This window comes from Enterobacter sp. DNB-S2, assembly GCF_019443845.1.
In the GTDB taxonomy this organism is placed as follows: Bacteria; Pseudomonadota; Gammaproteobacteria; order Enterobacterales; family Enterobacteriaceae; genus Enterobacter; species Enterobacter asburiae_B.
The window spans coordinates 2,355,203-2,378,114 of sequence record NZ_CP050520.1 but is presented as its reverse complement, the minus strand read 5'-3'; the positions used below and the strand labels follow the sequence as shown (position 1 = coordinate 2,378,114).

The window sequence follows — 22,912 nt, the reverse complement described above, 5'->3', positions numbered from 1 at the left end:
CCATCGGATTGATTAAAGTCGTCGCGAACGCGCTAATGTTGAATAACGTTAATCGCCATTTGCGACTGTTTCTGCACTACAACTGCGGTTTTCTGCGTACCGTACTGCGTAATATTTGCTCTATTACCCGACCCTTTCTGGATAATTTTCGCGCTATTACCGTATCCATCTTGCGTAATACCTGCATCATTCCCGTTACCGCTCTGATCGATCCAGGCTAAATTGTAACTCCCTGATTGATCAACTCTCGCTCTGTTACCCGCCCCATCCTGAGATACAATGGATAAGAGTCTTGAACCGTCCTGGCTAACCTCAGCGTTATTGAAAACGCCCCGTTGACCAATAATGGCTGCCTGATTGAGTGATGAAAGACTTAATTCGTTAACCGCAAAGTTATATTCAGCATTTGCCAAATCTGAATTCGCTGCGGTTACAAATCCAGGCGCACCCAGTAATGTAAACATCATAATTAACGATGTGTTTTTCATGTTGTCACCCTGGACCTGGCTATTTAATCACGCCATAACCCTATAACAATGCTACTTGTTAAAACGACTCGTATTGTGTTAACGCGTCGTTACGGTGAAGAGTATGTCCGCTGAAACATTTTAAATATCTCACCCGCGCGGCTTATTTTTATTTATCGGCTCACCACAAAGTCGTAATTTACATCAAAAATCACTTTAATCAGGTCAGCTTATATTTTTTATTAAGCAGGTCTTGCGATCGGGTTGTACAACGGGATGAAGGCTGTCCAGGCGTCATCCCGCGTTGTTTAAACGTAACGGCTGGAGATCATTTTTCTCAGTGCGTGACACGACGCCTGTTTTCTTAAGCCAGGCAGTAGCCCATTCATGGGCTTAGAAATAATCTGAAACTCATACTTAATCACTGCTGCGTAAAAATAACAAATAACCTCAAAAATCAATCATATAAAAATATTTGTATGATTTTTAAAATCTGTGCACATCTATTTATATGTACAACTTTTTCATCAATTATTACCATTAACAACAAGCAGTTTTCACAAATTAATATTGATTTTTACATTCTGTTACACGTTTAACACTTGCTTTAAACTTCGTAAAAGCTAGATTGAAATTAGATGTACGAAATTGGTTTTATATTTACCTCCCTGTGGAGGTTATGGTCTGATTCTACACACAGCAGTGCAACATCTGTCAGTACTTCTGGTGTCCTCTAATAAACAGGAGGACAGCTGCCAGGTGCCAAAAAAAAGTGGGGTTTCATCATGTATAATGAAGTCCATAGTTTACATGGTCATACATTACTGTTGATCACAAAACCTTCTTTGCAAGCGACAGCTTTATTACAACATTTAAAGCAATCTTTATCACTGAACGGGAAATTGCATAATATTCAACGTTCTTTTGATGATATTGCACCTGGCAGCATCATTCTTTTCGATATGATGGAAGCTGATAAAAAGCTTATCCATTACTGGCAAGATATTTTAAGCAGGAAAAACAATAATATCCGCGTGCTATTGTTGAATACGCCTGATGAATATCCTTTCAGAGATATTGAAAGCTGGCCGCATATCAATGGCGTGTTCTACGTCACGGAAGAAGAAGACCGGGTGGTAGAGGGGCTGCAAGGTATATTGCGCGGAGAGTGTTATTTTTCGCAAAAGCTTGCCAGCTATCTCATCACGCACTCCGGAAATTATCGCTATAACAGTTCAGAGTCCGCGCTGCTCACGCACCGTGAGAAAGAGATCCTGAACAAGTTACGGATTGGTGCTTCAAATATTGAAATCGCCCGTTCGTTATTTATCAGCGAAAATACGGTAAAGACGCACCTATATAATCTTTTCAAGAAGATAGCTGTTAAAAACCGAACTCAGGCTGTTTCGTGGGCAAACGATAACCTCAGGCGTTAATCACATGAAGCGCACGTTGAGTTGGATCGCCGCAGCGAGTTTCCTGCTCGCTGCCGGGAATCTGAAGGCCGTCGAGGTCGAAGTTCCCGGATTGTTAACAGACCACACTGTCTCATCGGTCGGGCACAGTTTTTACCGCGCCTTCAGTGACAAATGGGACAGTACCTACACCGGAAATATAACAATCAACGAGCGGCCAAGTGCACGATGGGGAAGTTGGATAACAATAACGGCTAATCAGTACGTTATTTATCAAACGTTTTTATTCCCGACCAAAATAGACTTCGATAAAAACGTAGCCTTAGCACTGGCACAATCAGAAGACGCTATTAATCGCCTGCAAATAGATAAAGCCCTATTAAGCACCAGCGATTTAGCAAAAGACGAGTTCTAGCGAACCGATATGCGGAGGCTGTCATGCGTATTGCATATGCAGTTGTTTCGATAATGCTGATAACACCCATAAGCTGGGCCGGAAACATGACGTTTCAGTTCCGTAACCCTAACTTTGGCGGTAACCCTAATAACGGCGCGTTCCTGCTGAACGAAGCCCAGGCGCAAAACTCCTATAAGGATCCCAGCTTAAAGGATTTTAGCGTTGATACCCCGTCCGCACTGGACAACTTCACTCAAGCTATTCAGTCGCAGATTTTAGGGGGGTTACTGACCAACATTAATACCGGTAAACCCGGCCGCATGGTGACCAACGACTTTATCGTTGATATCGCCAATACTGACGGACAGCTTCAGTTGAACGTGACCGATCGTAAAACCGGAAGAATCTCCACCATTCAGGTTTCCGGTCTACAAAGTAATTCAACTGACTTTTAAACAATAGCTAAATAAGGACAACGATCATGCAGCGCTTCCTGATATTTGTTGCAGTGTGCTTATTGAGCGGTTGTTTAACTGCTCCACCTAAAGAAGCTGCAAAACCGACATTAATGCCTCGGGCCCAGAGTTATCGTGATTTAACGCATTTACCTTCACCGACGGGGAAAATATTTGTCTCCGTATACAACATTCAGGATGAAACCGGGCAATTCAAACCTTACCCGGCAAGTAACTTCTCCACGGCTGTGCCGCAAAGCGCCACCGCCATGCTGGTTACCGCGCTCAAGGATTCGCACTGGTTTATTCCGCTGGAACGTCAGGGGCTCCAGAACCTGTTGAATGAACGCAAAATCATTCGTGCCGCTCAGGAAAATGGCACCGTCGCGGACAATAACCGCATGCCTCTGCAATCTCTGGCGGCAGCGAACGTGATGATCGAAGGATCGATTATTGGCTACGAAAGTAACGTTAAGTCGGGTGGTGCAGGAGCTCGTTACTTCGGTATCGGTGCGGATACCCAGTACCAGCTTGACCAAATCGCCGTGAACCTGCGTGTGGTTAACGTCAGTACAGGCGAAGTGCTCTCTTCGGTGAACACCAGCAAAACCATTCTGTCTTATGAAGTGCAGGCAGGGGTATTCCGCTTCATCGATTACCAGCGTTTGCTGGAAGGTGAAATTGGCTACACCTCTAACGAGCCGGTCATGATGTGCCTGATGTCAGCCATTGAAACCGGCGTGATCTTCTTAATCAACGACGGTATTGACCGCGGGCTGTGGGATCTGCAAAACAAAGCAGACGTGCAGAACCCGATACTGGTGAAATACCGCGATATGTCAGTCCCTCCGGAATCCTGACAGGAAGCGCATAAAAAAGGCGAGATGATTATCTCGCCTTTTTTTATTCGCTCACCGCAGTGATGTTTTGCGCTTTTCCCCGTCGCGACGCCAGCCAAAGACCGCTGTTTTTCATGGCATAGCCAAACAGCAACCCCAGCGCCAGGGAGGGAACCACCAGCTTCCAGTCACCCTGCCCTGCAAAGGTCGCGCACGCCCCCATAAAGGTCCCCGGCACAAATGAAAGCAGCAGATGCTTAGCCTGGATGCACATTAAAAAGGCAACGACACCCGTCATGACGTACCCCAGCATCTCCATATGCGGCGCCAGCGCACTGCCCTTCATGATCACCAGCGCCCAGATAACACCGCTCATCAGCGTGCAGCCAGAGATAAAGAGCCCTTTGACGCCCCCCTGCGGACAGGCGAAATAGGCGGTGCAGCCGAGGAACCCGGCCCAGCTGAGCAATCCGAGAGACACGGCTACCCATCCCCAGAGTCCGGAGAGAATACCTGTCGTTAGTGCGATACAAAGTAATATATTCATGGCGCGCATCTTAGCAGATGCGCACTATAGAAATGAGATCAGAAGCACATTACGTGCAAGTTGAAATGTTGAGTTGCAGAATTTATGTGATCTAAATCACTCTTCGTTCTCTTCTTCCAGCTCATCCCACATTGCCGCAATAGCGTCGCGGGTCAGCGGGGCCAGCGTTCTCCAGAACGGCGAGGTGGCATGCGCTTCGACTTTACCCAGGAATGTCCCGACCCACGGCAGCAGGTACGTTTCGAACAAGGTTTCGATGGCTTCATTCTCATCATCACCGGCGTTGTCTTCGATCCAGGACGCCGCCAGCAGCAGCGTACCGATATGATCGGCTGGCGTATCGCTCAGCGGCATACCGCGCGTGGAGAGGAACGCACGGACTTCCGCTTCCGTTGCCCCTTCCTGCCAGGCTGAACGGTATGGCGAAACGCGGCACTCATCGCCAACGAACAGCGCATTGTAGTCCGTCGCAATCTGCTGCATGTCGCAGCTTTTTTGCAGACGTTCCAGTAAATCATCCTGTTCCAGCGGCCAGTTCTGCGCCAGTTTGCCTTCACGAATTAACGTAAAGAGCGGAACTAACAGCGGGTCTTGCGGCTGGCGATAATAGAGCGTACCCAGCACGCGGCAGAGGATGGAAAACTCGTTCATTTTTATGATTCCATTACACAATTAAAGATCGGCAAATTCGGCTATCGGTTCCATTCCGCGCGACTCGAGGAAATCGAGCATGCGGCGTGGGGTCACGTTCAGGATTTGCGCTTCCGGGAAGTTAACATCATTCAGCACTTTCAGGCACTCGCTGAAATCGCCCAGCGTAAACGCGGTATGAGAGTCTGAGCCCAGCGCCACCATGCCACCTGCGTCACGCACGGCGGCCGCCACTTCGCGACAGTTGGCTTCACTGCCCTTACGCGAGTGCACAAAAGAGGAGTTGTTAATCTCCAGCGCCACGCGGTGCTTCGCTGCCGCCTGCGCGACAGCCTGAATATCAATCGGATACCTCGGGTTACCGGGGTGGCTGATAATGTGCACATTGCCGCTGGCAATGGTGGCAATCATCGCCGCGGTGTTGGTGTCTTTATCCTGAGGCGGGAAAACCGGCTCATGAAAACCGGCGAGGATAAGGTCAAGAGACGTCAGCATCGGGCCGGTGCAGTCGATCTCACCGTCGGTATTTTTGATGTTCGCCTCAATGCCGCGCAGTATCCCAATGCCGTCCACCAGACGTGGCCAGATCCGCATATTCACAAAATGCCAGTAGTGCGGCGCATCCGCCATGTCCGGGCCATGATCGGTGATCGCGAACAGCTTGATGCCTTTAAGCTTCGCCTGGGCGATATAATCATGGAGGTTGCTATACGCGTGGGTGCTGGCGACGGTGTGCATATGCAGGTCAACGGGATACATCTCTCTCTCCTCTGCGGTTTTTCCAAAGGATAGCAGTTATCAGCGGCGAATATTAGCAAAAACCCGGCGAACGCCGGGTTTCTCTCAGTAGCCGCGCTGTCTGTCGACCTGTCCGGTGACCGCGTTACCCTTTTCCATTTCGCTGATGGTATGGGATATATACGCCACCGCTTCTGCCGGACGCGTCACGGCAGCCACGTGCGGGGTCATCGCCACGCGCGGGTGCGCCCACAGCGGGCTTTCCGCGGGCAGCGGCTCACGGCTATAGACATCCAGCATGGCGCCTTTTAGCTTTCCGCTGTCCAGCGCCTTCAGCAGATCGCCTTCCACGACATGTACCCCGCGCGCCAGGTTCATCAGGTAGCTCTGGTCGACGAGCTGATTGAGCAGGGCTTCATTGATGATCCCTACCGTTTCCGCCGTGTTTGGCAGCAGGTTAATAAGCACGCGTGTCCCTTTCAGGAATGCAGGAAGCTCATCCGTTCCGGCAAAACTCTCAACGCCCGGATAATCCTTGCGGCTGCGGCTCCAGCAGCGCAACGGGAATCCCCACGGGGCAAGCGCTTCGGCCACTTTTGAGCCCAGCACGCCCGCACCGAGTATGCCGATCGTAAAGTCTTCGCGATGGTACTCCGGCAGCGGCTCCCAGTGGGCTCGCTGTTTAAAGGCCTGATAATCATCAAAGCGGCGGAACCAGTGCAGTACCTGGCTCACGGCATATTCCTGCATTTGCTGGCCCATTCCGGTATCTTCCAGGCGGAAAAGGGGGACATCTTCCGGCAGCATTTCAGGGTGTGCCTTCAGTTTGCTCAGAATGGAATCCACGCCGGCTCCCAGGGCAAAAACGGCCTTCAGCTTGCGGCCCTGGAGCATCTCAACCGGAGGATGCCAGACCAGCGCATAGTCGGCATGTTCATTATCGCCACGCTTCCACTCGCGAACGCGTGCGCCGGGTAACGCCGACGAAAGCGCCTTGATCCAGTATGCCGTATCAAACGTTGGGTGATAGAAAAGTATATCCATAGTCATTCCTGCCTTTTATTGCGCTGATTTATTTTGCTTTTTCACTGGACGGTCAGCATAACAAATTTATAGCGCGACTGTGTTGCTGATAAAAAAGACGCTTTCAGCACATTTAAGAATCATGTTGCCTGAAGTTTGTCTAAACGCGCTAAATTACTGAAAAAGTGAGTTGACGGCAGTTCGGCTTTTCCTTACATTAGCGCCCGTCCCGGCAACAACGGGATGACAATATGGTGAGGTGTCCGAGTGGCTGAAGGAGCACGCCTGGAAAGTGTGTATACGGCAACGTATCGGGGGTTCGAATCCCCCCCTCACCGCCATATTTAAGATGAGAGCTCGTACGAAAGTACGGGCTTTTTTCTTTTATATTCTCCGTAAAGGGGGGGATGAGAACCCCCGGTGCTATATGCAGCTCGGTGCGGCCTGAGCCCCTCACCCTGCCCCTCTCCCCAGGGGAGAGGGAAGTGTTACTCTTCCACCATCCGCGCATACTCTTCGGTCAGAAAATCCACCAGAGTCCTGACGGACGGCAGCAGGCCGCGCCTTGACGGATAAACCGCGTGAATCACTTCGCGTCGGGGTTCCCACGCATCCAGCACCTGTACCAGTTCCCCCGTCGCCAGCTGGTCCTTAACCATCAAAATCGGCAGCTGCACCACGCCGATGCCTGCCATGGCAGCTTCACGTAGCGCCAGCATGTCGGTGGTGATCAATCGAGGATGGTAATGGATCTCCGCTTTGGCACCTCCGGGACCGGACAGCTCCCATTTATGAATATGTTTCCCCTCGTTCATGCTTAACCCGGGCCAGGCACTGAGTTCAGACGGCACGACGGGTTCTCCCATGCGTTGAATCAACGCCGGACCCGCGACCAGACAATGTCCCCTGTCAGCCAGCACCCTTAATACCAGATCGCTGTCATCAAAGGGACGCGGGCGAACGCGGATCGCGATATCAACCCCCTCTCCCACCAGGTCTACCCGCCGGTTGGTCGCCTCAAGCTGAAGATTAATCCCGGGGTAGCGCGCCATAAATCTGGCCAGCATCGGACCCACGTGGACATGCAACAGAGTTATCGGGCACGTAATCCTGACAACACCGCGCGGTTCAGCCTGCAGTGCAGCAACGGCTTCTTCCGCGGCCTCGGCCTCCACCATCATCGCTTTACAGTGCTGGTAGAAGGTCTGCCCGACCTCGGTCACCGTAAACTGTCGGGTTGTTCGGTGGATAAGCCGTACGCCAAGCCGCTCCTCCAGCTGCGCGATCCTGCGGCTCAGTTTGGACTTGGGTTGGTCAAGCGCCCTTCCCGCCGCCGCAAAGCCGCCGTAGTCCACCACCTTCACAAACCAGACGAAGTCATTGAGATCCTGCATAAATCCTCATCGTTCCATTTTCAGAACAGTGAATGCCATTTTCACTATCTACCGGAGTATTAACTCTGAATATAAGCTAATTACATCAACAGAACATCAGGAGTTAATCATGAAAAACGTAACAGGCGTTTATACCGCTCCCCGCCAGCACTGGGTTGGCGATGGTTTCCCGGTCCGTTCGATGTTTTCTTACCAAACCCACGGCGAGCCGCTGAGCCCGTTCCTGCTGCTGGACTATGCGGGCCCGTACACCTTTCCGGCAGATGGGGCGAAACGCGGCGTAGGCCAACACCCTCACCGGGGTTTTGAAACGGTCACCATCGTCTATTCCGGTGAAGTGGAGCATCGCGACTCCACGGGCAAAGGCGGCGTCATTGGCCCCGGCGACGTGCAGTGGATGACGGCAGGTGCAGGCATTTTGCACGAGGAGTTCCACTCCAGCGCGTTCTCGCAGAAAGGCGGAGAACTGAAAATGATGCAGCTTTGGGTCAACCTGCCGGCCAAAGACAAGATGGCGGCACCGGGCTACCAGAGCATGACGAAGGATGCGATCCCGGTCGTGACGCTACCGGATAACAGCGGTTCGCTGCGGGTTATTGCCGGTCGCTACGAGGCTGTAACCGGCCCGGCGCACACCTTCTCACCGCTCAACGTCTGGGACATCGCGCTGAACCTGGGAAGCCATCTGACGCTCAATCAGCCCGAAGGCTGGAGCACCGCGCTGGTCGTGCTTGAAGGCAACATTACGGTGAACGGTACAACGCAGGCGGGTGAAGCCCAGCTGGTCGTTTTGAGTCAGGAAGGCGACAAACTGCACCTGGAGGCGAACAGCGATGCCAAAGTTCTGCTGATGGCGGGCGAGCCGCTGAATGAACCCATCGTGGGCTATGGCCCGTTTGTGATGAACAGTAAAAGCGAAATCAACGAAGCCATTCGTGATTTTAATTCCGGCCGCTTCGGCCAGATCTGAAATTAATAAAGGAGAAGATAATGTCTACACCTGCGAATTTTAATGGCGCACGTCCGGTTATTGATGTGAACGATGCGGTGATGTTGCTTATCGATCACCAGAGCGGTCTGTTCCAGACCGTTGGGGATATGCCAATGCCGGAACTGCGCGCCCGTGCGGCTGCGCTGGCAAAAATCGCGACTCTGGCGAAGATCCCGGTGATCACCACCGCGTCAGTCCCGCAGGGACCGAACGGACCGCTTATCCCGGAGATCCACGCCAACGCGCCGCATGCGCAATATGTTGCCCGTAAAGGCGAGATCAACGCCTGGGATAACCCGGATTTTGTTGCTGCGGTGAAAGCGACCGGGCGCAAGACGCTGATTATCGCGGGTACTATCACCAGCGTCTGCATGGCCTTCCCGTCAATCAGCGCGGTAGCGGACGGCTATAAGGTGTTTGCGGTGATTGATGCCTCCGGCACCTACAGCAAAATGGCGCAGGAGATCACCCTGGCGCGCGTGGTGCAGGCCGGTGTGGTTCCGATGGATACGGCGGCGGTGGCCTCTGAGATCCAGAGAACATGGAACCGTGAGGACGCAGCCGAGTGGGCTGAGGTATATACCCACATCTTCCCGGCTTACCAGCTGCTGATCGAAAGCTACGGCAAAGCACAGGAAGTAGTTAAAAACAGCGAAGTGCTCGATTCACAGCGTTAATTACCCGTGCTGCGACAAGAGCTGATTAAGGCTTAACCGAACGAGCACGAATACAGAAAATCTGCTTGACCGTGTTAGCGCAACTCCCTATAGTAGCGCCCCGTTGCCCCCCAAGCGGTCAGGCAGCAAAAAAATATGGTGAGGTGTCCGAGTGGCTGAAGGAGCACGCCTGGAAAGTGTGTATACGGCAACGTATCGGGGGTTCGAATCCCCCCCTCACCGCCATATTCGAGATGAAAGCTCGTACGAAAGTACGGGCTTTTTTCTTTTATATTCTCCGAAAAGGGGGGGATGAGAACCCCCGACTGGGGTTCGACAACTGGCGACAGCCAGTTGGACAGACTGAGAGCGTAGCGAACAGTCTGCCCGCAGGGCGAGCGAAGCGAGTCAATCCCCCCCTCACCGCCATATTTAAAGAAGAGCTCGCATGAAAATGCGGGCTTTTTTTTCGCATATTGCATGCCTGCGGGGGGATGAGAATCCCCGACCGGGGTTCGACAACTGGCGACAGCCAGCTGGACAGACTGAGAGCGTAGCGAACAGTCTGCCCGCAGGGCGAGTGAAGCGAGTCAATCCCCCCCTCACCGCCATATTTAAAGAAGAGCTCGCATGAAAATGCGGGCTTTTTTTTCGCATGTTGCACACCTCTGGGGGGATGAGAATCCCCCGGTGCTATATGCAGCCCGGTGCGGCCTGAGCCCCTCACCCTGCCCCTCTCCCCAGGGGAGAGGGGATAAAAAGCACAAAAAACAAAGCCCGGTTTCCCGGGCCTTGAACACAACAGCAAACTCAATAATACGCTTGCAGCGTGCGCTGACAGAGCGCTGAACGCACGCAGTCCTCTTTAGTGAAGCGTACCACCCCAATCATCTCATCTTCCTCAAAACGTGACATGGCGTCGCTCAGCCCGGATTTCACGCCGGATGGCAGGTCACACTGGGTAATATCGCCGTTAACGATAACCGTCACGTTCTCCCCGAGGCGCGTTAAAAACATCTTCATTTGCGCAGCGGTCACGTTCTGAGCCTCGTCAAGAATGACGACCGCATTTTCAAATGTACGTCCGCGCATATAGGCGAACGGCGCGATTTCCACCTTGCCAATCTCTGGTCGCAGGCAGTACTGCATAAAGGATGCACCCAGTCGCTTCACCAGCACGTCATAGACGGGCCTGAAGTACGGAGCAAACTTCTCCGAAATATCTCCGGGCAGGAAGCCGAGATCTTCATCAGCCTGCAGTACAGGACGGGTAACAATAATGCGCTCCACATCCTTATGAATCAGCGCTTCCGCCGCTTTGGCTGCACTGATCCAGGTTTTCCCGCATCCGGCTTCACCGGTTGCAAAGATGAGCTGTTTACTCTCGATAGCATTCAGGTAGTGCGCCTGAGCCTCATTGCGCGCCACAATTGGAGAATTATCACGGCTGTCTCGGGCCATGCCAATTGCTTCTACGCCACTCATCTGCACAAGCGAGGTGACCGATTCTTCTTCACGCTGTTTATGGCTACGTGAATCCCGTCTCAGCACACGTTTTGCTTCGCGACGAGCTTTGATCACTGCTTTTTGTCTTCCCATGGATAGCACCTTGAGTTGTTGGTATTCATCACACGCGCCAGCTTCGGCACGATTATGCGCACGAACATCAGAGGGTTGGCTTCCTTGTAAGCCATTGCTTGCTTTATCGGATAACGATACGGAACAGCTACGCGCACCGTTCTGCACGTCGGTCGAATCAGATTCTTGAGGAAGGGGGGAGAATTTAGTGGTGAGGAAATCGCTGCCGGAGTCTGAGCCTCCGCGCCGGGTGCTGCGGTTGTTATGTTTACCTTGTCCAGTACAGGACGCAACCATTCGCGATCTCCATAGTGATTCAGCATCACTGCCGGGAACTACCGCTGTCTTATCTTAAGTACATCAGGAGTTATCATAAATGCAACATTTATTTTACCTGAATGCAACTTTTAAGACTGTCCCTACAGGTGAAATCAGTCTCATATAGAAATATTACAGAAATATAACAGGAGGATAGTCATATGAAAAAATAATGTCCCCGCGAACGGTTGCGGGGACAATTATCAGGCTTCAATAAGACCTTGAGCGAGGTACGCGTTCCGATCGCGCACGCCCGGCAGGGCAAAGAAATAGCCGCCGCCGATGGGCTTAATGTACTCTTCCAGCGCTTCGCCGTTGAGCCGCTTCTGCACGGTCAGGAAGCCTTTTTCCAGATCGTGCTGATAGCAGACGAACAGCAGGCCCATATCAAGCTGACCGGCGTTGGTCACGCCGAGCGAATAGCTGTAGCCACGACGCATCATCAGGCTGGACTGCGTCTCTTTGGTGCGCGGATTAGCCAGACGAATGTGGCTGTCCAGCGCGATGGTATCGCCATTGGGATCGCTGGCGTAGTCGGGCACGTCATGCTCGTTCTTCATGCCGAGCGGCGCGCCGCTTTGCTTATCGCGACCAAAGATCGTCTGCTGTTCTTTGAGCGGCGTGCGGTCCCAGAACTCCACGTGGAACTGGATAATCCGCACCGCCTGATAGCTGCCGCCCACCGCCCATGCCGGTTCGCCCTGATCCGCCGTCACCCATACCACGTCTTTCATCAACGCCGCATCGCTGCTGTCCGGGTTGGCCGTACCGTCCTTAAAGCCCAGCAGGTTCACCGGGGTTTCTTTCCCTTTGCTGCGGGCGGCGTGGTCCGAGATAAAACCTTCCCGCTTCCAGCGCACGCTCAGCAGATCCGGCGTGTGCTTGATGATATCGCGCAGGGCGTGGATCACCGTGTCCTGAGTATTGGCGCAAATCTGCAGGAGCAGGTCGCCATGGCACAGCGCCGCGTCCAGGGAGTCATTCGGGAAACGCGTCATTTTCTGCAGCGCTTTCGGCTTCTGTTTTGCCAGCCCATAGCGCGCGTCAAACAGAGATTCACCCAGCGAAACGGTAATGGTCAGGTTATCCGGGGCGATAAACGGCCCCAGAATACCGGAGTCCATTGGCGGAAGACGCGGGTTCGGCGTATCGGGCGCCGGTCCGCCGGCAGTGAGAAACGCGATACGCGTCGTCAGCAGGCGGAACAGGCGCTCCAGATCGGCTTTATCGCTGGCCAGCGAATCAAAGGCCACCAGCATCATGGACGCCTGCTGCGGCGTCAGGATGCCCGACTGATGCTCGCCATAAAACGGCTGCGTCTCCATGCGGGCATTGGGTGACAGCGTGCCGGGCGCGCTCTGCGGTTTCGCCGCATGCGCTACCGGACAGCCACCGGCCAGAGCAAGAGCGCCCCCCAGCGCCCCTACTCCTTTTAACAATCGACGACGTGAAGGCTCAACCACATCGTTATCGCTATGCTTATTCATCGTGCTTAGTCCAGACCCAGTACGCCGCGCAGCAGAGAGAGATCTTCCGCCAGGGCGGTAATCGGGCCTTTCAGCGCGTTACGGTCGGCATCGGTCAGCTTGTCGTAGGTTTCAAACCCGTCTTTGGTACGATACTTCGCCAGAATGGTGTCGACTTTTTTGAAGTTGGCATCCACTTTGGCCAGCAGTTCGCCGTTCTCTTTCTGCAGCTGAGGACGCAGCAGGTTAACAATTTTCTGCGCGCCGTCGACGTTGGCCTGGAAGTCCCACAGATCGGTATGGCTGTAGCGATCTTCTTCGCCGCTGATTTTGCTCGCGGCCACTTCTTCAATCAGACCAGCCGCGCCGCCCACCACTTTTGACGGCGGGAAGGCCAGCTCGCTGATGCGCTTTTGCAGCTCCAGCACGTCGCCGTTCAGCTGCTCGGCGTATTTCTCCATCCCTTTGGTAGAGTTGTCGCCAAACAGGGCTTTCTCCAGACGGTGGAAACCGGTGAATTTCGGATCGGCGGCTTTCTGCTCGTAATCATCTTCGCGGGCATCAATGCTGCCATCAAGGTCAGAGAACAGTTCGGCAATCGGCTCGATGCGCTCGTAGTGCTGACGGGTTGGCGCATACAGGGATTTCGCTTTTTCGATGTCACCGGCCTTCACCGCATCGGTAAAGGCTTTGGTTGCCGCCGCCAGGTCCGCCGTCTCTTTCGTGACATAGGCTTTATACGCCGTAATCGCGTCGCCCAGGCTCAGCACCGCAGCACCTTTCGCCGCATCGGCCGTCGCTTCACCTTTGACGATCAGCTTCCCTTTAGGGTTGGTCAGCAGGCCGCAGGTCATCTCATACTCGCCCGGCTGCAGGTTGGCGGTCATCTTCTGACTGAAGCCAGGGGCGATGTTTTCACGCTCCTCCACCACCAGAACCCCTTTCAGAATCTCCCACTCCAGCGCCTTCTGGCTGTGGTTCTGAATAATGAACTGGGTTTTGCCGCTGTTCACCGTAAGGGTCATCGGCTCACACTGCTTATCATTAACGGTGACTTTAACCTGAGGTACATCCGCGCCCCAGGCGGAGAATGCAGAAGCGAACAGCGCGGCAATGCCTGCGCATAACGCACTACGACGGAACTGAATTGCCATGACTCTTCCCTTTAAAAGTATGTTGTAACTAAAACAAAAATTATGGCGTAACGCGCGACGCCTGTGTGCCGGTACGCGGCGGCATTGCGAACAGCACCAGCGCCGGAACCAGATAAATAAAGTACATCGCCACTTCGCTGACGCTCGGCGTTTCCTGATAGCCGAAGATACCTTCGAGCAGGGTGCCGGTCAGAGAGTGCGTGGAGAGCACGTTGCTGAGATCGAACGCCACGTCCTGGAAATGGTTCCACAGGCCCGCCTCGTGGAAGGCGCGAATCGCCCCTGCCGCCAGCCCAGCCGCCACCAGCAGAATAAACAGGCTGGTCCACTTGAAGAAGGCGCCCAGGTTCAGGCGAATACCGCCCCAGTAGAGCAGGAAACCGAGCACTACGGCCGTGGCGAGACCCATCACGGCTCCCAGCGGCGGCCATATCCCCACGTCCTGCTGAAACGCAGCCAGCAGGAAGAAAACGGACTCCAGGCCTTCACGCGCGACGGCAAAAAAGACCATCATGATCAGCGCCCAGCCGTGGTTATTGCCCTTTTGCAGCGCGTTATCCACCGCCTGCTCCAGCTGCACCTTCACGTTACGGGAGACTTTACGCATCCAGAACACCATCCAGGTCAGGATCACCACCGCAATTACGGCGACGATCCCCTCAAACAGCTCCTGCTCTTTCTGCGGGAACTCCCCGGTGGTTTCGTTGATGAGGATACCGAGGCCCAGACAGAGTGCCGCGGCAAGGAATACCCCGACCCACATGACGCCAATCCAGCGTCCGCGCTGGGTTCGCTTCAGATAACTGGCGATGAGGCTCACGATAAGGGCAGCTTCGAGCCCTTCACGTAACATAATGAGAAATGGAACAAACATGCCGACACCTTAAATGTTTATCGCGGTCAACTGATGCAAAGAAAGGTAAATTCTTGTGATAGTGATTATCATTACGGCGGAAAGAAACACAAGCGAAATGTGTGGTGTTTTGATGACGAGTTGTAAACGCCGAGCCTGGTAATAGTTACATACGTTACGTTCAGGTTTATAAGTTATAACGAAAATGCCCATTTACGCTGGTACGGGGCTGTGGCTAAATATCCGCCTCAAACACCTGGTGAAAATTAATTATGTTTAAAATTGTCCATTTCCTGCTGGCGCTGGTCATTATTCTCGCGCTTGCCTGGCTGGTAAGTTTCGACCGCCGAAAAATTCGCATTCGTTATGTTTTACAGCTGATTGTTATTGAAATTGCGCTGGCGTTCTTTTTCCTGCACGCCGAAAGCGGGTTATTCCTGATTAAATATGTTTCCGGCTTCTTTGAGTCGCTGCTGAAATTTGCTTCGGAAGGGACCAATTTCGTCTTTGGCGGAATGGGGGAAAAAGGGCTGGCGTTCATTTTCCTCGGCGTGCTCTGCCCGATTATTTTTATTTCCGCACTGATTGGTATTCTTCAGCACTGGCGGATCCTGCCGATTTTTATTCGGGTCATCGGCACGCTGCTGTCAAAACTGAACGGTATGGGCAAGCTGGAATCCTTTAACGCGGTGAGTTCGCTGATCCTCGGCCAGTCGGAAAACTTCATTGCCTACAAGGGCGTGCTGGGCGATCTCTCCTCTCGTCGTCTCTTCACCATGGCGGCCACGGCGATGTCGACGGTCTCCCTGTCGATTGTCGGCGCCTATATGACCATGCTCGACGCCAAATTTGTCGTCGCGGCGCTGATTCTGAACATGTTCAGCACCTTTATTATTCTCTCCGTCATCAACCCGGCGCGCCCGGAAGCGGAGCCGGATATCAAGCTGGAAAAACTGCATGAATCGCAGAGCTTCTTCGAAATGCTCGGCGAGTATATTCTGGCCGGTTTTAAGGTGGCGATGATTATTCTGGCTATGCTGATCGGCTTTATCGCACTTATTAGCGCCGTTAACGCCCTCTTCTCCAGCATATTTGGCATGAGCTTCCAGCAGATCCTGGGCTATGTATTTTATCCCCTGGCGTGGCTGGTGGGTATTCCGCTGAGTGATGCCTTAAACGCGGGCAGTATTATGGCGACCAAGCTGGTGGCGAATGAATTTGTGGCGATGATTGAGCTGCAAAAAATCGCGCATCAGATGTCCCCGCGCGGGCTGGGCATTTTATCCGTCTTCCTGGTGTCCTTCGCGAACTTCGCGTCCATCGGCATTGTGGCCGGGGCGATTAAGGGCCTGAACGAGCAGCAGGGGAACGTGGTGTCGCGGTTTGGTCTGCGTCTGGTGTACGGCGCGACGCTGGTGAGCCTCCTGTCGGCGAGCTTTGCGGGGCTGGTGCTCTGATGCAATACCGGGTGGCGCTTCGCTTACCCGGCCTACAAAACAACAACGGCGGGATTTCCCGCCGTTTTTATTAGAACTGCACGCACACCGGCTGGTCGACGCGCATCACCGACTCCTGCGCGAAGCGTGATTTATAAATCCCGCGTAACGCTTCGATGTTCTTCTCGCTCTGCGCATCTTTACCGTGGATCAGCATCAACGCTTTGCTGGGTTCACGCGCCACTTTCCCGTCGTTCCCCAGCCACTGCCCGCGCGCGTCAAACACCGTTAAGCCATCGCGGAAACGCGGGGTCACGTCCTGGTCAACAAACTGCTGCCACTCGTTGCTGGTGATTTGCGCCCCGGCAGGACGATTTAAGCCGAAATAGAGCGTGGTTTGCTGCATCTGGTTATCCGCTTTGCAGGTCTCTACAGCCGCGTGTTGCGATGGCGCCGTGCAGCCAGCGAGCATCAATAATGCCGCTGCCATTACCCCTGTTTTGATTGTCATGCTTCGCTATCCTCATTGTTATAAGCACAGGGATATCACAGGAAATTACGGATTTTGGCAAGAAAAAAGCCGGGTGCGCTTGCGCTCACCCGGCCTGCATTGTGCTGCGAGAAAAATTATTCTGCCTGGAGCTTAGACGGCGGCGCAGTGTGGTAATGCGCGTCGGCTTCAGCAAAGCGTTTCTGCATGGAGGCAGACGGGGCTTTACCCAGCAGGCTGAACACCACGATGCCGATGCTGCCGAAGATGAAGCCCGGAATGATTTCGTACAGGCCCAGCCACGCGAACTGTTTCCAGACGATAACGGTCAGCGCACCGATGATCATCCCCGCCAGCGCGCCGTTACGGGTCATACGTGACCACATGACGGAGAACAGCACGACCGGACCAAACGCGGCGCCAAAGCCCGCCCACGCGTAGCTCACGAGGCCCAGCACGCGGTTTTCCGGATTGGCCGCCAGCGCGATGGCAATCAGCGCCACCAGCAGCACCATAAAGCGCCCTACCCACACCAGCTCTTTCTGGCTCGCATTTTTACGCAGGAAGGCTTTGTAAAGGTCTTCGGTGATCGCACTGGAGCAAACCAGCAGCTGGCAGCTCAGGGTGGACATCACCGCCGCCAGGATTGCAGAGAGCAGAATACCGGCAATCCACGGGTTAAACAGAATTTGCGCCAGCTCGATGAACACGCGCTCGGCGTTCTGGTTCACCGCGCCCGCCTGCGCCGGGTTGTTGTTGAAGTACGCGATGCCGAAGAAGCCGACCGCACACGCCCCTGCCAGACACAGGATCATCCACGTCATGCTGATGCGACGGGCATGAACGATGGTGTGGTGAGAATCCGCCGCCATAAAGCGCGCCAGGATATGCGGCTGACCGAAGTAGCCCAGGCCCCAGCCCATCAGGGAGACGATGGCCACGAAGTTCAGCCCTTTCAGCATGTCGACGTTTTCGATGCTTTTCTGCTTGATCACTTCCAGCGATTCGCCAAAGCCGCCAACGGTGAAAACCACAATCACCGGAGTCAGGATCAGGGCGAAGATCATCAGGCTCGCCTGCACGGTGTCGGTCCAGCTTACCGCCAGGAACCCGCCCACGAAGGTATAGAGGATGGTCGCCGCCGCACCGGCCCACAGGGCGGTTTCGTAGCTCATGCCGAAGGTGCTTTCGAACAGACGCGCGCCGGCCACGATGCCGGAGGCGCAGTAGATGGTAAAGAACAGCAGGATAACCACCGCAGAGATAATGCGCAGGATGCGGCTGTTATCTTCAAAACGTCCGGTGAAGTAATCCGGCAGCGTCAGGGCGTTGTTGTTGGCCTCGGTATGCACGCGCAGACGGCCTGCCACCAGCTTCCAGTTGATCCACGCGCCGACGGTCAGGCCGATGGCGATCCAGCTTTCAGAGATACCGGAGATAAAAATCGCGCCGGGCAGCCCCATCAGCAGCCAGCCGCTCATGTCGGAGGCGCCCGCAGAGAGTGCGGTCACCATCGGGCCTAAACTGCGTCCGCCCAGAATGTAGTCGTCAAAGTTCTTTGTAGAACGCCACGCCAAAAACCCTATCAGGATCATGCCAAAAATATAAACGAGAAATGTCACCAGCATCGGTGTGCTAATAGCCATTCAAATTCTCCAAAATGTCGAGCGACAACCATCCGGGCTGCCTTGTTATATGATCACCGGAACGAGGTGAATGTATCTTGTGTTTCGGTTGGGCGCGCTATCCTGCCGTATGCGCCTTCCGCTGACAAACGATTTAACACTGCATTTACATCAATTTCATCCCCGGTTTGATACGAGTTTCCTATAGGTTGCACTCGCTCACGCTTTTGCGGGTTGCACCTTTTAAAAGTGTTAACTACCGCATAAAACCAGGCCTCCTGCACAAAAGCCAGTGCGTTTTTCCAGCTAACCATTCGTTAACAATCCATTCATTTTCCGGGTTGCAAACCAGGTCACATTTAACACGGTTGCACAAAGTTGCAACATGGTGGATATTTCACGCTATCAACAGAACGCTATTACAGAACAACAGGAGCTTTGGCATGGGTATGACCACCATGGGGGTTAAGCTGGATGACGCAACCCGCGAACGGATTAAGACCGCAGCAACCCGCATTGACCGCACGCCGCACTGGTTAATTAAGCAGGCGATTTTTAACTATCTCGAAAGACTTGAGAGCGATGAGGGTCTGCCGGAGCTGCCTGCCCTACTGGCCGGCGCGGCGAACGAAAGCGAGGAGGCTCCAGCCGCTGGCGACGAGAACCATCAGCCGTTCCTCGAATTCGCCGAGCAGATCCTGCCGCAGTCCGTCAGCCGTGCCGCCATTACCGGCGCCTACCGCCGTGCCGAAACCGACGCCGTGCCGATGCTGCTGGAGCAGGCTCGCCTGCCGGAAGCCATTGCCGCACAGGCGCACAGCCTGGCGTATCAGTTAGCCGACAAGCTGCGCAACCAGAAAACCGCCACCGGCCGCGCCGGGATGGTTCAGGGTCTGCTGCAGGAGTTTTCCCTCTCCTCTCAGGAAGGCGTGGCGCTGATGTGCCTCGCGGAAGCGCTGCTGCGTATTCCGGATAAAGCCACCCGCGACGCGCTGATCCGCGACAAGATCAGCAACGGCAACTGGCATTCCCACATTGGCCGCAGCCCGTCGCTGTTCGTTAACGCCGCCACCTGGGGCCTGCTGTTTACCGGCAAACTGGTCTCCACCCATAACGAAGCCAACCTCTCCCGCTCCCTGAACCGCATCATCGGCAAGAGCGGCGAGCCGCTGATCCGCAAAGGCGTGGACATGGCGATGCGCCTGATGGGCGAGCAGTTTGTGACCGGGGAAACCATTGCCGAAGCGCTGGCGAACGCCCGCAAGCTGGAAGATAAAGGTTTCCGCTACTCGTACGACATGCTGGGCGAAGCGGCCCTGACCGCCGCCGACGCGCAGGCCTACATGGTCTCTTACCAGCAGGCGATCCACGCCATCGGTAAAGCGTCCAACGGTCGCGGTATTTATGAAGGCCCGGGCATCTCTATCAAGCTCTCTGCCCTGCACCCGCGCTACAGCCGCGCGCAGTACGACCGGGTGATGGAAGAACTCTACCCGCGCCTGAAGTCCCTGACCCTGCTGGCGCGCCAGTATGACATTGGGATCAACATTGACGCCGAAGAGGCCGACCGTCTGGAGATCTCCCTCGATCTGCTGGAAAAACTGTGCTTCGAGCCGGAGCTGGCAGGCTGGAACGGCATCGGCTTCGTTATCCAGGCCTACCAGAAGCGCTGCCCGTTCGTCATTGATTACCTGATTGACCTGGCAAGCCGCAGCCGCCGTCGCCTGATGATCCGTCTGGTGAAAGGCGCCTACTGGGACAGCGAAATCAAACGCGCCCAGATGGAAGGGCTGGAAGGCTATCCGGTCTATACCCGCAAGGTTTACACCGACGTCTCTTACCTCGCCTGTGCGAAAAAGCTGCTCGGCGTGCCGAACCTGATCTATCCACAGTTCGCTACCCACAACGCCCACACCCTGGCGGCGATCTACAGCCTGGCCGGGCAAAACTACTATCCGGGCCAGTACGAGTTCCAGTGCCTGCACGGTATGGGTGAACCGCTGTACGAGCAGGTCACCGGTAAAGTGGCGGACGGCAAGCTGAACCGCCCGTGCCGAATCTATGCTCCGGTGGGAACGCACGAAACCCTGCTGGCGTACCTGGTGCGTCGTCTGCTGGAAAACGGCGCGAACACCTCCTTCGTTAACCGCATCGCCGACACCACGCTGCCGCTGGACGAACTGGTGGCCGATCCTGTGCAGGCCGTTGAGAAGATGGCGGCGCAGGAAGGCCAGGTTGGACTGCCGCATCCGAAGATTGCCCTGCCGCGCGAGCTGTACGGCAAAGGCCGCGTCAACTCGGCGGGTCTGGATCTCGCCAACGAACACCGTCTGGCGTCCCTCTCCTCTGCCCTGCTCAACAGCGCGCTGCAGAAGTGGCAGGCCAAACCGATGCTGGAGCAGCCCGTTGCAGACGGCGAAATGCAGCCGGTGATCAACCCGGCCGAGCCGAAGGATATCGTCGGCTACGCGCGTGAAGCGACCGAAGCGGAAGTGGATCAGGCGCTGGACAGCGCGGTGAACAACGCCCCTATCTGGTTTGCCACGCCGCCGCAGGAGCGCGCCGCGATTCTGGAGCGCGCGGCGGTGCTGATGGAAGATCAGATGCAGTCGCTCATCGGCATTCTGGTGCGCGAGGCGGGTAAAACCTTCAGCAACGCGATTGCCGAAGTGCGCGAGGCCGTCGACTTCCTGCACTACTACGCCGGTCAGGTGCGCGATGATTTCGATAACGAAACCCACCGTCCGCTGGGTCCGGTCGTCTGTATCAGCCCGTGGAACTTCCCGCTGGCGATCTTCACCGGCCAGATTGCCGCCGCGCTGGCCGCAGGCAACAGCGTGCTGGCAAAACCGGCAGAGCAGACCCCGCTGATTGCCGCGCAGGGCATCAACATTCTTCTCGAAGCCGGCGTGCCGGCGGGCGTGGTTCAGCTGCTGCCGGGCCGCGGTGAAACCGTCGGTGCCAAACTGACCTCCGACAACCGCGTGCGCGGCGTGATGTTCACCGGTTCGACCGAAGTAGCGTCTCTGCTGCAGCGCAACATTGCCACCCGTCTGGATGCGCAGGGCCGCCCTACGCCGCTCATCGCGGAAACCGGCGGGATGAACGCCATGATCGTAGACTCCTCTGCCCTTACCGAGCAGGTGGTGGTCGACGTGCTGGCCTCCGCGTTCGACAGCGCCGGTCAGCGCTGCTCCGCCCTGCGCGTGCTGTGCCTGCAGGACGACGTGGCGGACCACACGCTGAAGATGCTGCGCGGCGCGATGGCCGAATGCCGCATGGGCAACCCGGGCCGTCTCACTACCGATATCGGGCCGGTGATCGACGCGGAAGCCAAAGCCAACATCGAAAACCACATTCAGACCATGCGCGCGAAAGGCCGCCCGGTGTTCCAGGCGGTGCGCGAGAACAGCGAAGATGCCCGCGAATGGCGGACCGGCACCTTTGTGCCGCCAACGCTGATTGAGCTGGCAAGCTTCGACGAGCTGAAAAAAGAGGTCTTCGGCCCGGTGCTGCACGTGGTGCGCTACAACCGTAACAACCTGAACGAGCTGGTTGAGCAGATCAACGCCTCCGGCTATGGCCTGACGCTCGGCGTGCATACCCGTATCGACGAGACTATCGCGCAGGTCACCGGCAGCGCCAAAGTGGGCAACCTGTACGTCAACCGCAACATGGTTGGCGCGGTCGTGGGCGTGCAGCCGTTCGGCGGCGAAGGCCTTTCCGGCACCGGTCCGAAAGCGGGCGGTCCGCTCTACCTGTACCGTCTGCTGGCGAACCGTCCGGAGAACGCCCTGGGCGTCACCCTGGCACGCCAGGATGCGGACTATCCGGTGGATGCGCAGCTGAAAACCGTGCTGACCCAGCCGCTGGAGGCGCTCATTACATGGGCAGAAAAACGTCCTGAACTGCGTGCCGTCGCGAAGCAGTACGGCGAGCTGGCGCAGGCGGGCACGCAGCGTCTGCTGCCGGGTCCAACCGGCGAGCGCAACACCTGGACGCTGATGCCGCGCGAGCGCGTGCTGTGCGTGGCCGATAACGAGCAGGACGCGCTGGTGCAGCTGGCCGCCGCGATGGCAACCGGCTGTGAAGTGCTGTGGCCGGAAGATGCCCTGCATCGCGATCTCGCCAAACAGCTGCCGAAGGCGGTCTCGGCCCGCATTCGCTTCGCGAAAGCCGATAGCCTGCTGACCCAGCCGTTTGATGCGGTGATCTACCACGGTGATTCCGATCAGCTGCGCGAACTGTGCGAGCAGGTTGCGGCCCGCAGCGGCGCCATCGTTTCCGTGCAGGGCTTTGCGCGCGGAGAAACTAACCTGCTGCTGGAGCGTCTGTACGTGGAGCGCTCGCTCAGCGTCAACACCGCGGCGGCAGGCGGTAATGCCAGCCTGATGACAATAGGCTAACGCTGTGCTAATA

The 22,912-nt window shown here is 55.4% G+C and carries 20 protein-coding genes, 2 tRNA genes and 2 other RNA genes; 12 read left to right on the top strand and 12 right to left on the bottom strand.

From position 1 onward, the window contains the following. Positions 1–32: 32 nt before the first annotated feature. Complete coding sequence (csgB, locus tag HB664_RS11245) at positions 33–488, bottom strand: curli minor subunit CsgB (protein WP_033145183.1); 456 nt, start codon at positions 486–488, stop codon at positions 33–35. 764 nt (positions 489–1,252) lie between these two features. Here csgB and csgD point away from each other — a divergent pair. From csgD to csgG, 4 genes are read left to right on the top strand one after another with little or no spacing between them, the layout of a single operon-like run. Beyond that, positions 1,253–1,903 carry a biofilm master transcriptional regulator CsgD gene (gene csgD, locus HB664_RS11240; RefSeq protein WP_021240790.1) on the top strand — a complete coding sequence of 217 codons (651 nt, stop codon included), beginning with the start codon at positions 1,253–1,255 and terminating at the stop codon, positions 1,901–1,903. Between the two features lie 4 nt (positions 1,904–1,907). Next, positions 1,908–2,297 carry a curli production assembly/transport protein CsgE gene (gene csgE, locus HB664_RS11235; protein ID WP_033145182.1) on the top strand — a complete coding sequence of 130 codons (390 nt, stop codon included), beginning with the start codon at positions 1,908–1,910 and terminating at the stop codon, positions 2,295–2,297. Between the two features lie 23 nt (positions 2,298–2,320). Beyond that, positions 2,321–2,734 (top strand): curli production assembly/transport protein CsgF, encoded by a 414-nt coding sequence (csgF, locus tag HB664_RS11230; protein WP_008500846.1) that lies wholly within the window; start codon positions 2,321–2,323, stop codon positions 2,732–2,734. 26 nt (positions 2,735–2,760) lie between these two features. After that, a complete protein-coding gene (gene csgG, locus HB664_RS11225; RefSeq protein ID WP_025755858.1) occupies positions 2,761–3,594 on the top strand; it encodes a curli production assembly/transport protein CsgG in 834 nt (277 codons plus the stop codon). Positions 3,595–3,637: 43 nt separating this feature from the next. On the opposite strand, the gene HB664_RS11220 is transcribed toward csgG, so the two are convergent. The 4 genes from HB664_RS11220 to ghrA all read right to left on the bottom strand — a co-directional run bounded on the left by HB664_RS11220 (position 3,638) and on the right by ghrA (position 6,553). Then, positions 3,638–4,120, bottom strand: coding sequence for a DUF1097 domain-containing protein (locus HB664_RS11220; protein WP_072196684.1), 483 nt, complete (start codon positions 4,118–4,120; stop codon positions 3,638–3,640). Between the two features lie 96 nt (positions 4,121–4,216). Next, the gene (locus tag HB664_RS11215; protein ID WP_029740002.1) at positions 4,217–4,771 is read right to left on the bottom strand and encodes a molecular chaperone; all 555 of its coding nucleotides are present in this window, start codon (positions 4,769–4,771) and stop codon (positions 4,217–4,219) included. 21 nt (positions 4,772–4,792) lie between these two features. After that, positions 4,793–5,530 carry a phosphatase gene (locus tag HB664_RS11210; protein ID WP_033145179.1) on the bottom strand — a complete coding sequence of 246 codons (738 nt, stop codon included), beginning with the start codon at positions 5,528–5,530 and terminating at the stop codon, positions 4,793–4,795. Positions 5,531–5,614: 84 nt separating this feature from the next. Next, entirely contained in the window at positions 5,615–6,553 is a 939-nt protein-coding gene (gene ghrA / locus HB664_RS11205; protein WP_219939473.1) for a glyoxylate/hydroxypyruvate reductase GhrA, read from the bottom strand. 232 nt (positions 6,554–6,785) lie between these two features. Here ghrA and HB664_RS11200 point away from each other — a divergent pair. Further along, positions 6,786–6,873 (top strand) — tRNA-Ser (locus HB664_RS11200). Positions 6,874–7,020: 147 nt separating this feature from the next. Here HB664_RS11200 and HB664_RS11195 read toward each other — a convergent pair. Next, positions 7,021–7,926, bottom strand: a complete 906-nt coding sequence (locus tag HB664_RS11195) for a LysR family transcriptional regulator (protein WP_219939472.1) — start codon at positions 7,924–7,926, stop codon at positions 7,021–7,023. A 109-nt stretch (positions 7,927–8,035) separates the two neighbouring features. Here HB664_RS11195 and HB664_RS11190 point away from each other — a divergent pair, with 109 nt between their 5' ends. The 5 genes from HB664_RS11190 to HB664_RS11170 all read left to right on the top strand — a co-directional run bounded on the left by HB664_RS11190 (position 8,036) and on the right by HB664_RS11170 (position 10,184). Next, positions 8,036–8,896 (top strand): pirin family protein, encoded by an 861-nt coding sequence (locus tag HB664_RS11190; protein ID WP_064672263.1) that lies wholly within the window; start codon positions 8,036–8,038, stop codon positions 8,894–8,896. A gap of 20 nt (positions 8,897–8,916) precedes the next feature. Continuing rightward, positions 8,917–9,594: an isochorismatase family protein gene (locus HB664_RS11185; RefSeq protein ID WP_033145175.1), complete on the top strand. Its 678-nt coding sequence runs from the start codon at positions 8,917–8,919 to the stop codon at positions 9,592–9,594. Between the two features lie 137 nt (positions 9,595–9,731). Beyond that, a tRNA-Ser gene (locus HB664_RS11180) sits at positions 9,732–9,819 on the top strand. A gap of 45 nt (positions 9,820–9,864) precedes the next feature. Next, positions 9,865–10,002: non-coding RNA, RtT sRNA (locus HB664_RS11175), on the top strand. Positions 10,003–10,046: 44 nt separating this feature from the next. Next, positions 10,047–10,184, top strand: a non-coding RNA gene (locus HB664_RS11170) — RtT sRNA. A gap of 199 nt (positions 10,185–10,383) precedes the next feature. On the opposite strand, the gene phoH is transcribed toward HB664_RS11170, so the two are convergent. The 4 genes from phoH to efeU form a co-directional block, all read right to left on the bottom strand. Beyond that, the gene (gene phoH / locus HB664_RS11165; protein ID WP_024908976.1) at positions 10,384–11,172 is read right to left on the bottom strand and encodes a phosphate starvation-inducible protein PhoH; all 789 of its coding nucleotides are present in this window, start codon (positions 11,170–11,172) and stop codon (positions 10,384–10,386) included. 500 nt (positions 11,173–11,672) lie between these two features. Continuing rightward, entirely contained in the window at positions 11,673–12,956 is a 1,284-nt protein-coding gene (efeB, locus tag HB664_RS11160) for an iron uptake transporter deferrochelatase/peroxidase subunit (RefSeq protein WP_048976689.1), read from the bottom strand. A gap of 5 nt (positions 12,957–12,961) precedes the next feature. Further along, the gene (gene efeO, locus HB664_RS11155) at positions 12,962–14,089 is read right to left on the bottom strand and encodes an iron uptake system protein EfeO (RefSeq protein ID WP_045354579.1); all 1,128 of its coding nucleotides are present in this window, start codon (positions 14,087–14,089) and stop codon (positions 12,962–12,964) included. A 40-nt stretch (positions 14,090–14,129) separates the two neighbouring features. Then, positions 14,130–14,963 (bottom strand): iron uptake transporter permease EfeU, encoded by an 834-nt coding sequence (efeU, locus tag HB664_RS11150; RefSeq protein WP_047061549.1) that lies wholly within the window; start codon positions 14,961–14,963, stop codon positions 14,130–14,132. Positions 14,964–15,214: 251 nt separating this feature from the next. Here efeU and HB664_RS11145 point away from each other — a divergent pair, with 251 nt between their 5' ends. Continuing rightward, entirely contained in the window at positions 15,215–16,399 is a 1,185-nt protein-coding gene (locus HB664_RS11145) for a NupC/NupG family nucleoside CNT transporter (protein WP_219940802.1), read from the top strand. A gap of 70 nt (positions 16,400–16,469) precedes the next feature. Here HB664_RS11145 and HB664_RS11140 read toward each other — a convergent pair whose 3' ends face one another. Both HB664_RS11140 and putP read right to left on the bottom strand, forming a co-directional pair. Beyond that, positions 16,470–16,889, bottom strand: coding sequence for a DUF3574 domain-containing protein (locus tag HB664_RS11140; RefSeq protein WP_028019107.1), 420 nt, complete (start codon positions 16,887–16,889; stop codon positions 16,470–16,472). Positions 16,890–17,005: 116 nt separating this feature from the next. After that, positions 17,006–18,514: a sodium/proline symporter PutP gene (gene putP, locus HB664_RS11135; RefSeq protein WP_219940801.1), complete on the bottom strand. Its 1,509-nt coding sequence runs from the start codon at positions 18,512–18,514 to the stop codon at positions 17,006–17,008. 422 nt (positions 18,515–18,936) lie between these two features. On the opposite strand from putP, the gene putA reads away from it, so the two are divergent. Then, positions 18,937–22,899: a trifunctional transcriptional regulator/proline dehydrogenase/L-glutamate gamma-semialdehyde dehydrogenase gene (gene putA, locus HB664_RS11130; RefSeq protein WP_039261696.1), complete on the top strand. Its 3,963-nt coding sequence runs from the start codon at positions 18,937–18,939 to the stop codon at positions 22,897–22,899. The last annotated feature ends 13 nt before the right edge of the window (positions 22,900–22,912 follow it).

Excerpts from the sequence above, each read along its gene's own strand:
- ghrA (WP_219939473.1), bottom strand. The coding sequence starts at position 6,553 with ATGGATATACTTTTCTATCACCCAACGTTTGATACGGCATACTGGATC.
- efeU (WP_047061549.1), bottom strand. The coding sequence starts at position 14,963 with ATGTTTGTTCCATTTCTCATTATGTTACGTGAAGGGCTCGAAGCTGCC.
- csgD (WP_021240790.1), top strand. The coding sequence starts at position 1,253 with ATGTATAATGAAGTCCATAGTTTACATGGTCATACATTACTGTTGATC.
- putA (WP_039261696.1), top strand. The coding sequence starts at position 18,937 with ATGGGTATGACCACCATGGGGGTTAAGCTGGATGACGCAACCCGCGAA.
- phoH (WP_024908976.1), bottom strand. The coding sequence starts at position 11,172 with ATGGGAAGACAAAAAGCAGTGATCAAAGCTCGTCGCGAAGCAAAACGT.
- HB664_RS11215 (WP_029740002.1), bottom strand. The coding sequence starts at position 4,771 with ATGAACGAGTTTTCCATCCTCTGCCGCGTGCTGGGTACGCTCTATTAT.
- HB664_RS11145 (WP_219940802.1), top strand. The coding sequence starts at position 15,215 with ATGTTTAAAATTGTCCATTTCCTGCTGGCGCTGGTCATTATTCTCGCG.
- efeO (WP_045354579.1), bottom strand. The coding sequence starts at position 14,089 with ATGGCAATTCAGTTCCGTCGTAGTGCGTTATGCGCAGGCATTGCCGCG.
- HB664_RS11185 (WP_033145175.1), top strand. The coding sequence starts at position 8,917 with ATGTCTACACCTGCGAATTTTAATGGCGCACGTCCGGTTATTGATGTG.
- HB664_RS11220 (WP_072196684.1), bottom strand. The coding sequence starts at position 4,120 with ATGAATATATTACTTTGTATCGCACTAACGACAGGTATTCTCTCCGGA.
- csgF (WP_008500846.1), top strand. The coding sequence starts at position 2,321 with ATGCGTATTGCATATGCAGTTGTTTCGATAATGCTGATAACACCCATA.
- putP (WP_219940801.1), bottom strand. The coding sequence starts at position 18,514 with ATGGCTATTAGCACACCGATGCTGGTGACATTTCTCGTTTATATTTTT.
- HB664_RS11210 (WP_033145179.1), bottom strand. The coding sequence starts at position 5,530 with ATGTATCCCGTTGACCTGCATATGCACACCGTCGCCAGCACCCACGCG.
- csgE (WP_033145182.1), top strand. The coding sequence starts at position 1,908 with ATGAAGCGCACGTTGAGTTGGATCGCCGCAGCGAGTTTCCTGCTCGCT.
- efeB (WP_048976689.1), bottom strand. The coding sequence starts at position 12,956 with ATGAATAAGCATAGCGATAACGATGTGGTTGAGCCTTCACGTCGTCGA.
- csgG (WP_025755858.1), top strand. The coding sequence starts at position 2,761 with ATGCAGCGCTTCCTGATATTTGTTGCAGTGTGCTTATTGAGCGGTTGT.
- HB664_RS11190 (WP_064672263.1), top strand. The coding sequence starts at position 8,036 with ATGAAAAACGTAACAGGCGTTTATACCGCTCCCCGCCAGCACTGGGTT.
- HB664_RS11140 (WP_028019107.1), bottom strand. The coding sequence starts at position 16,889 with ATGACAATCAAAACAGGGGTAATGGCAGCGGCATTATTGATGCTCGCT.
- HB664_RS11195 (WP_219939472.1), bottom strand. The coding sequence starts at position 7,926 with ATGCAGGATCTCAATGACTTCGTCTGGTTTGTGAAGGTGGTGGACTAC.
- csgB (WP_033145183.1), bottom strand. The coding sequence starts at position 488 with ATGAAAAACACATCGTTAATTATGATGTTTACATTACTGGGTGCGCCT.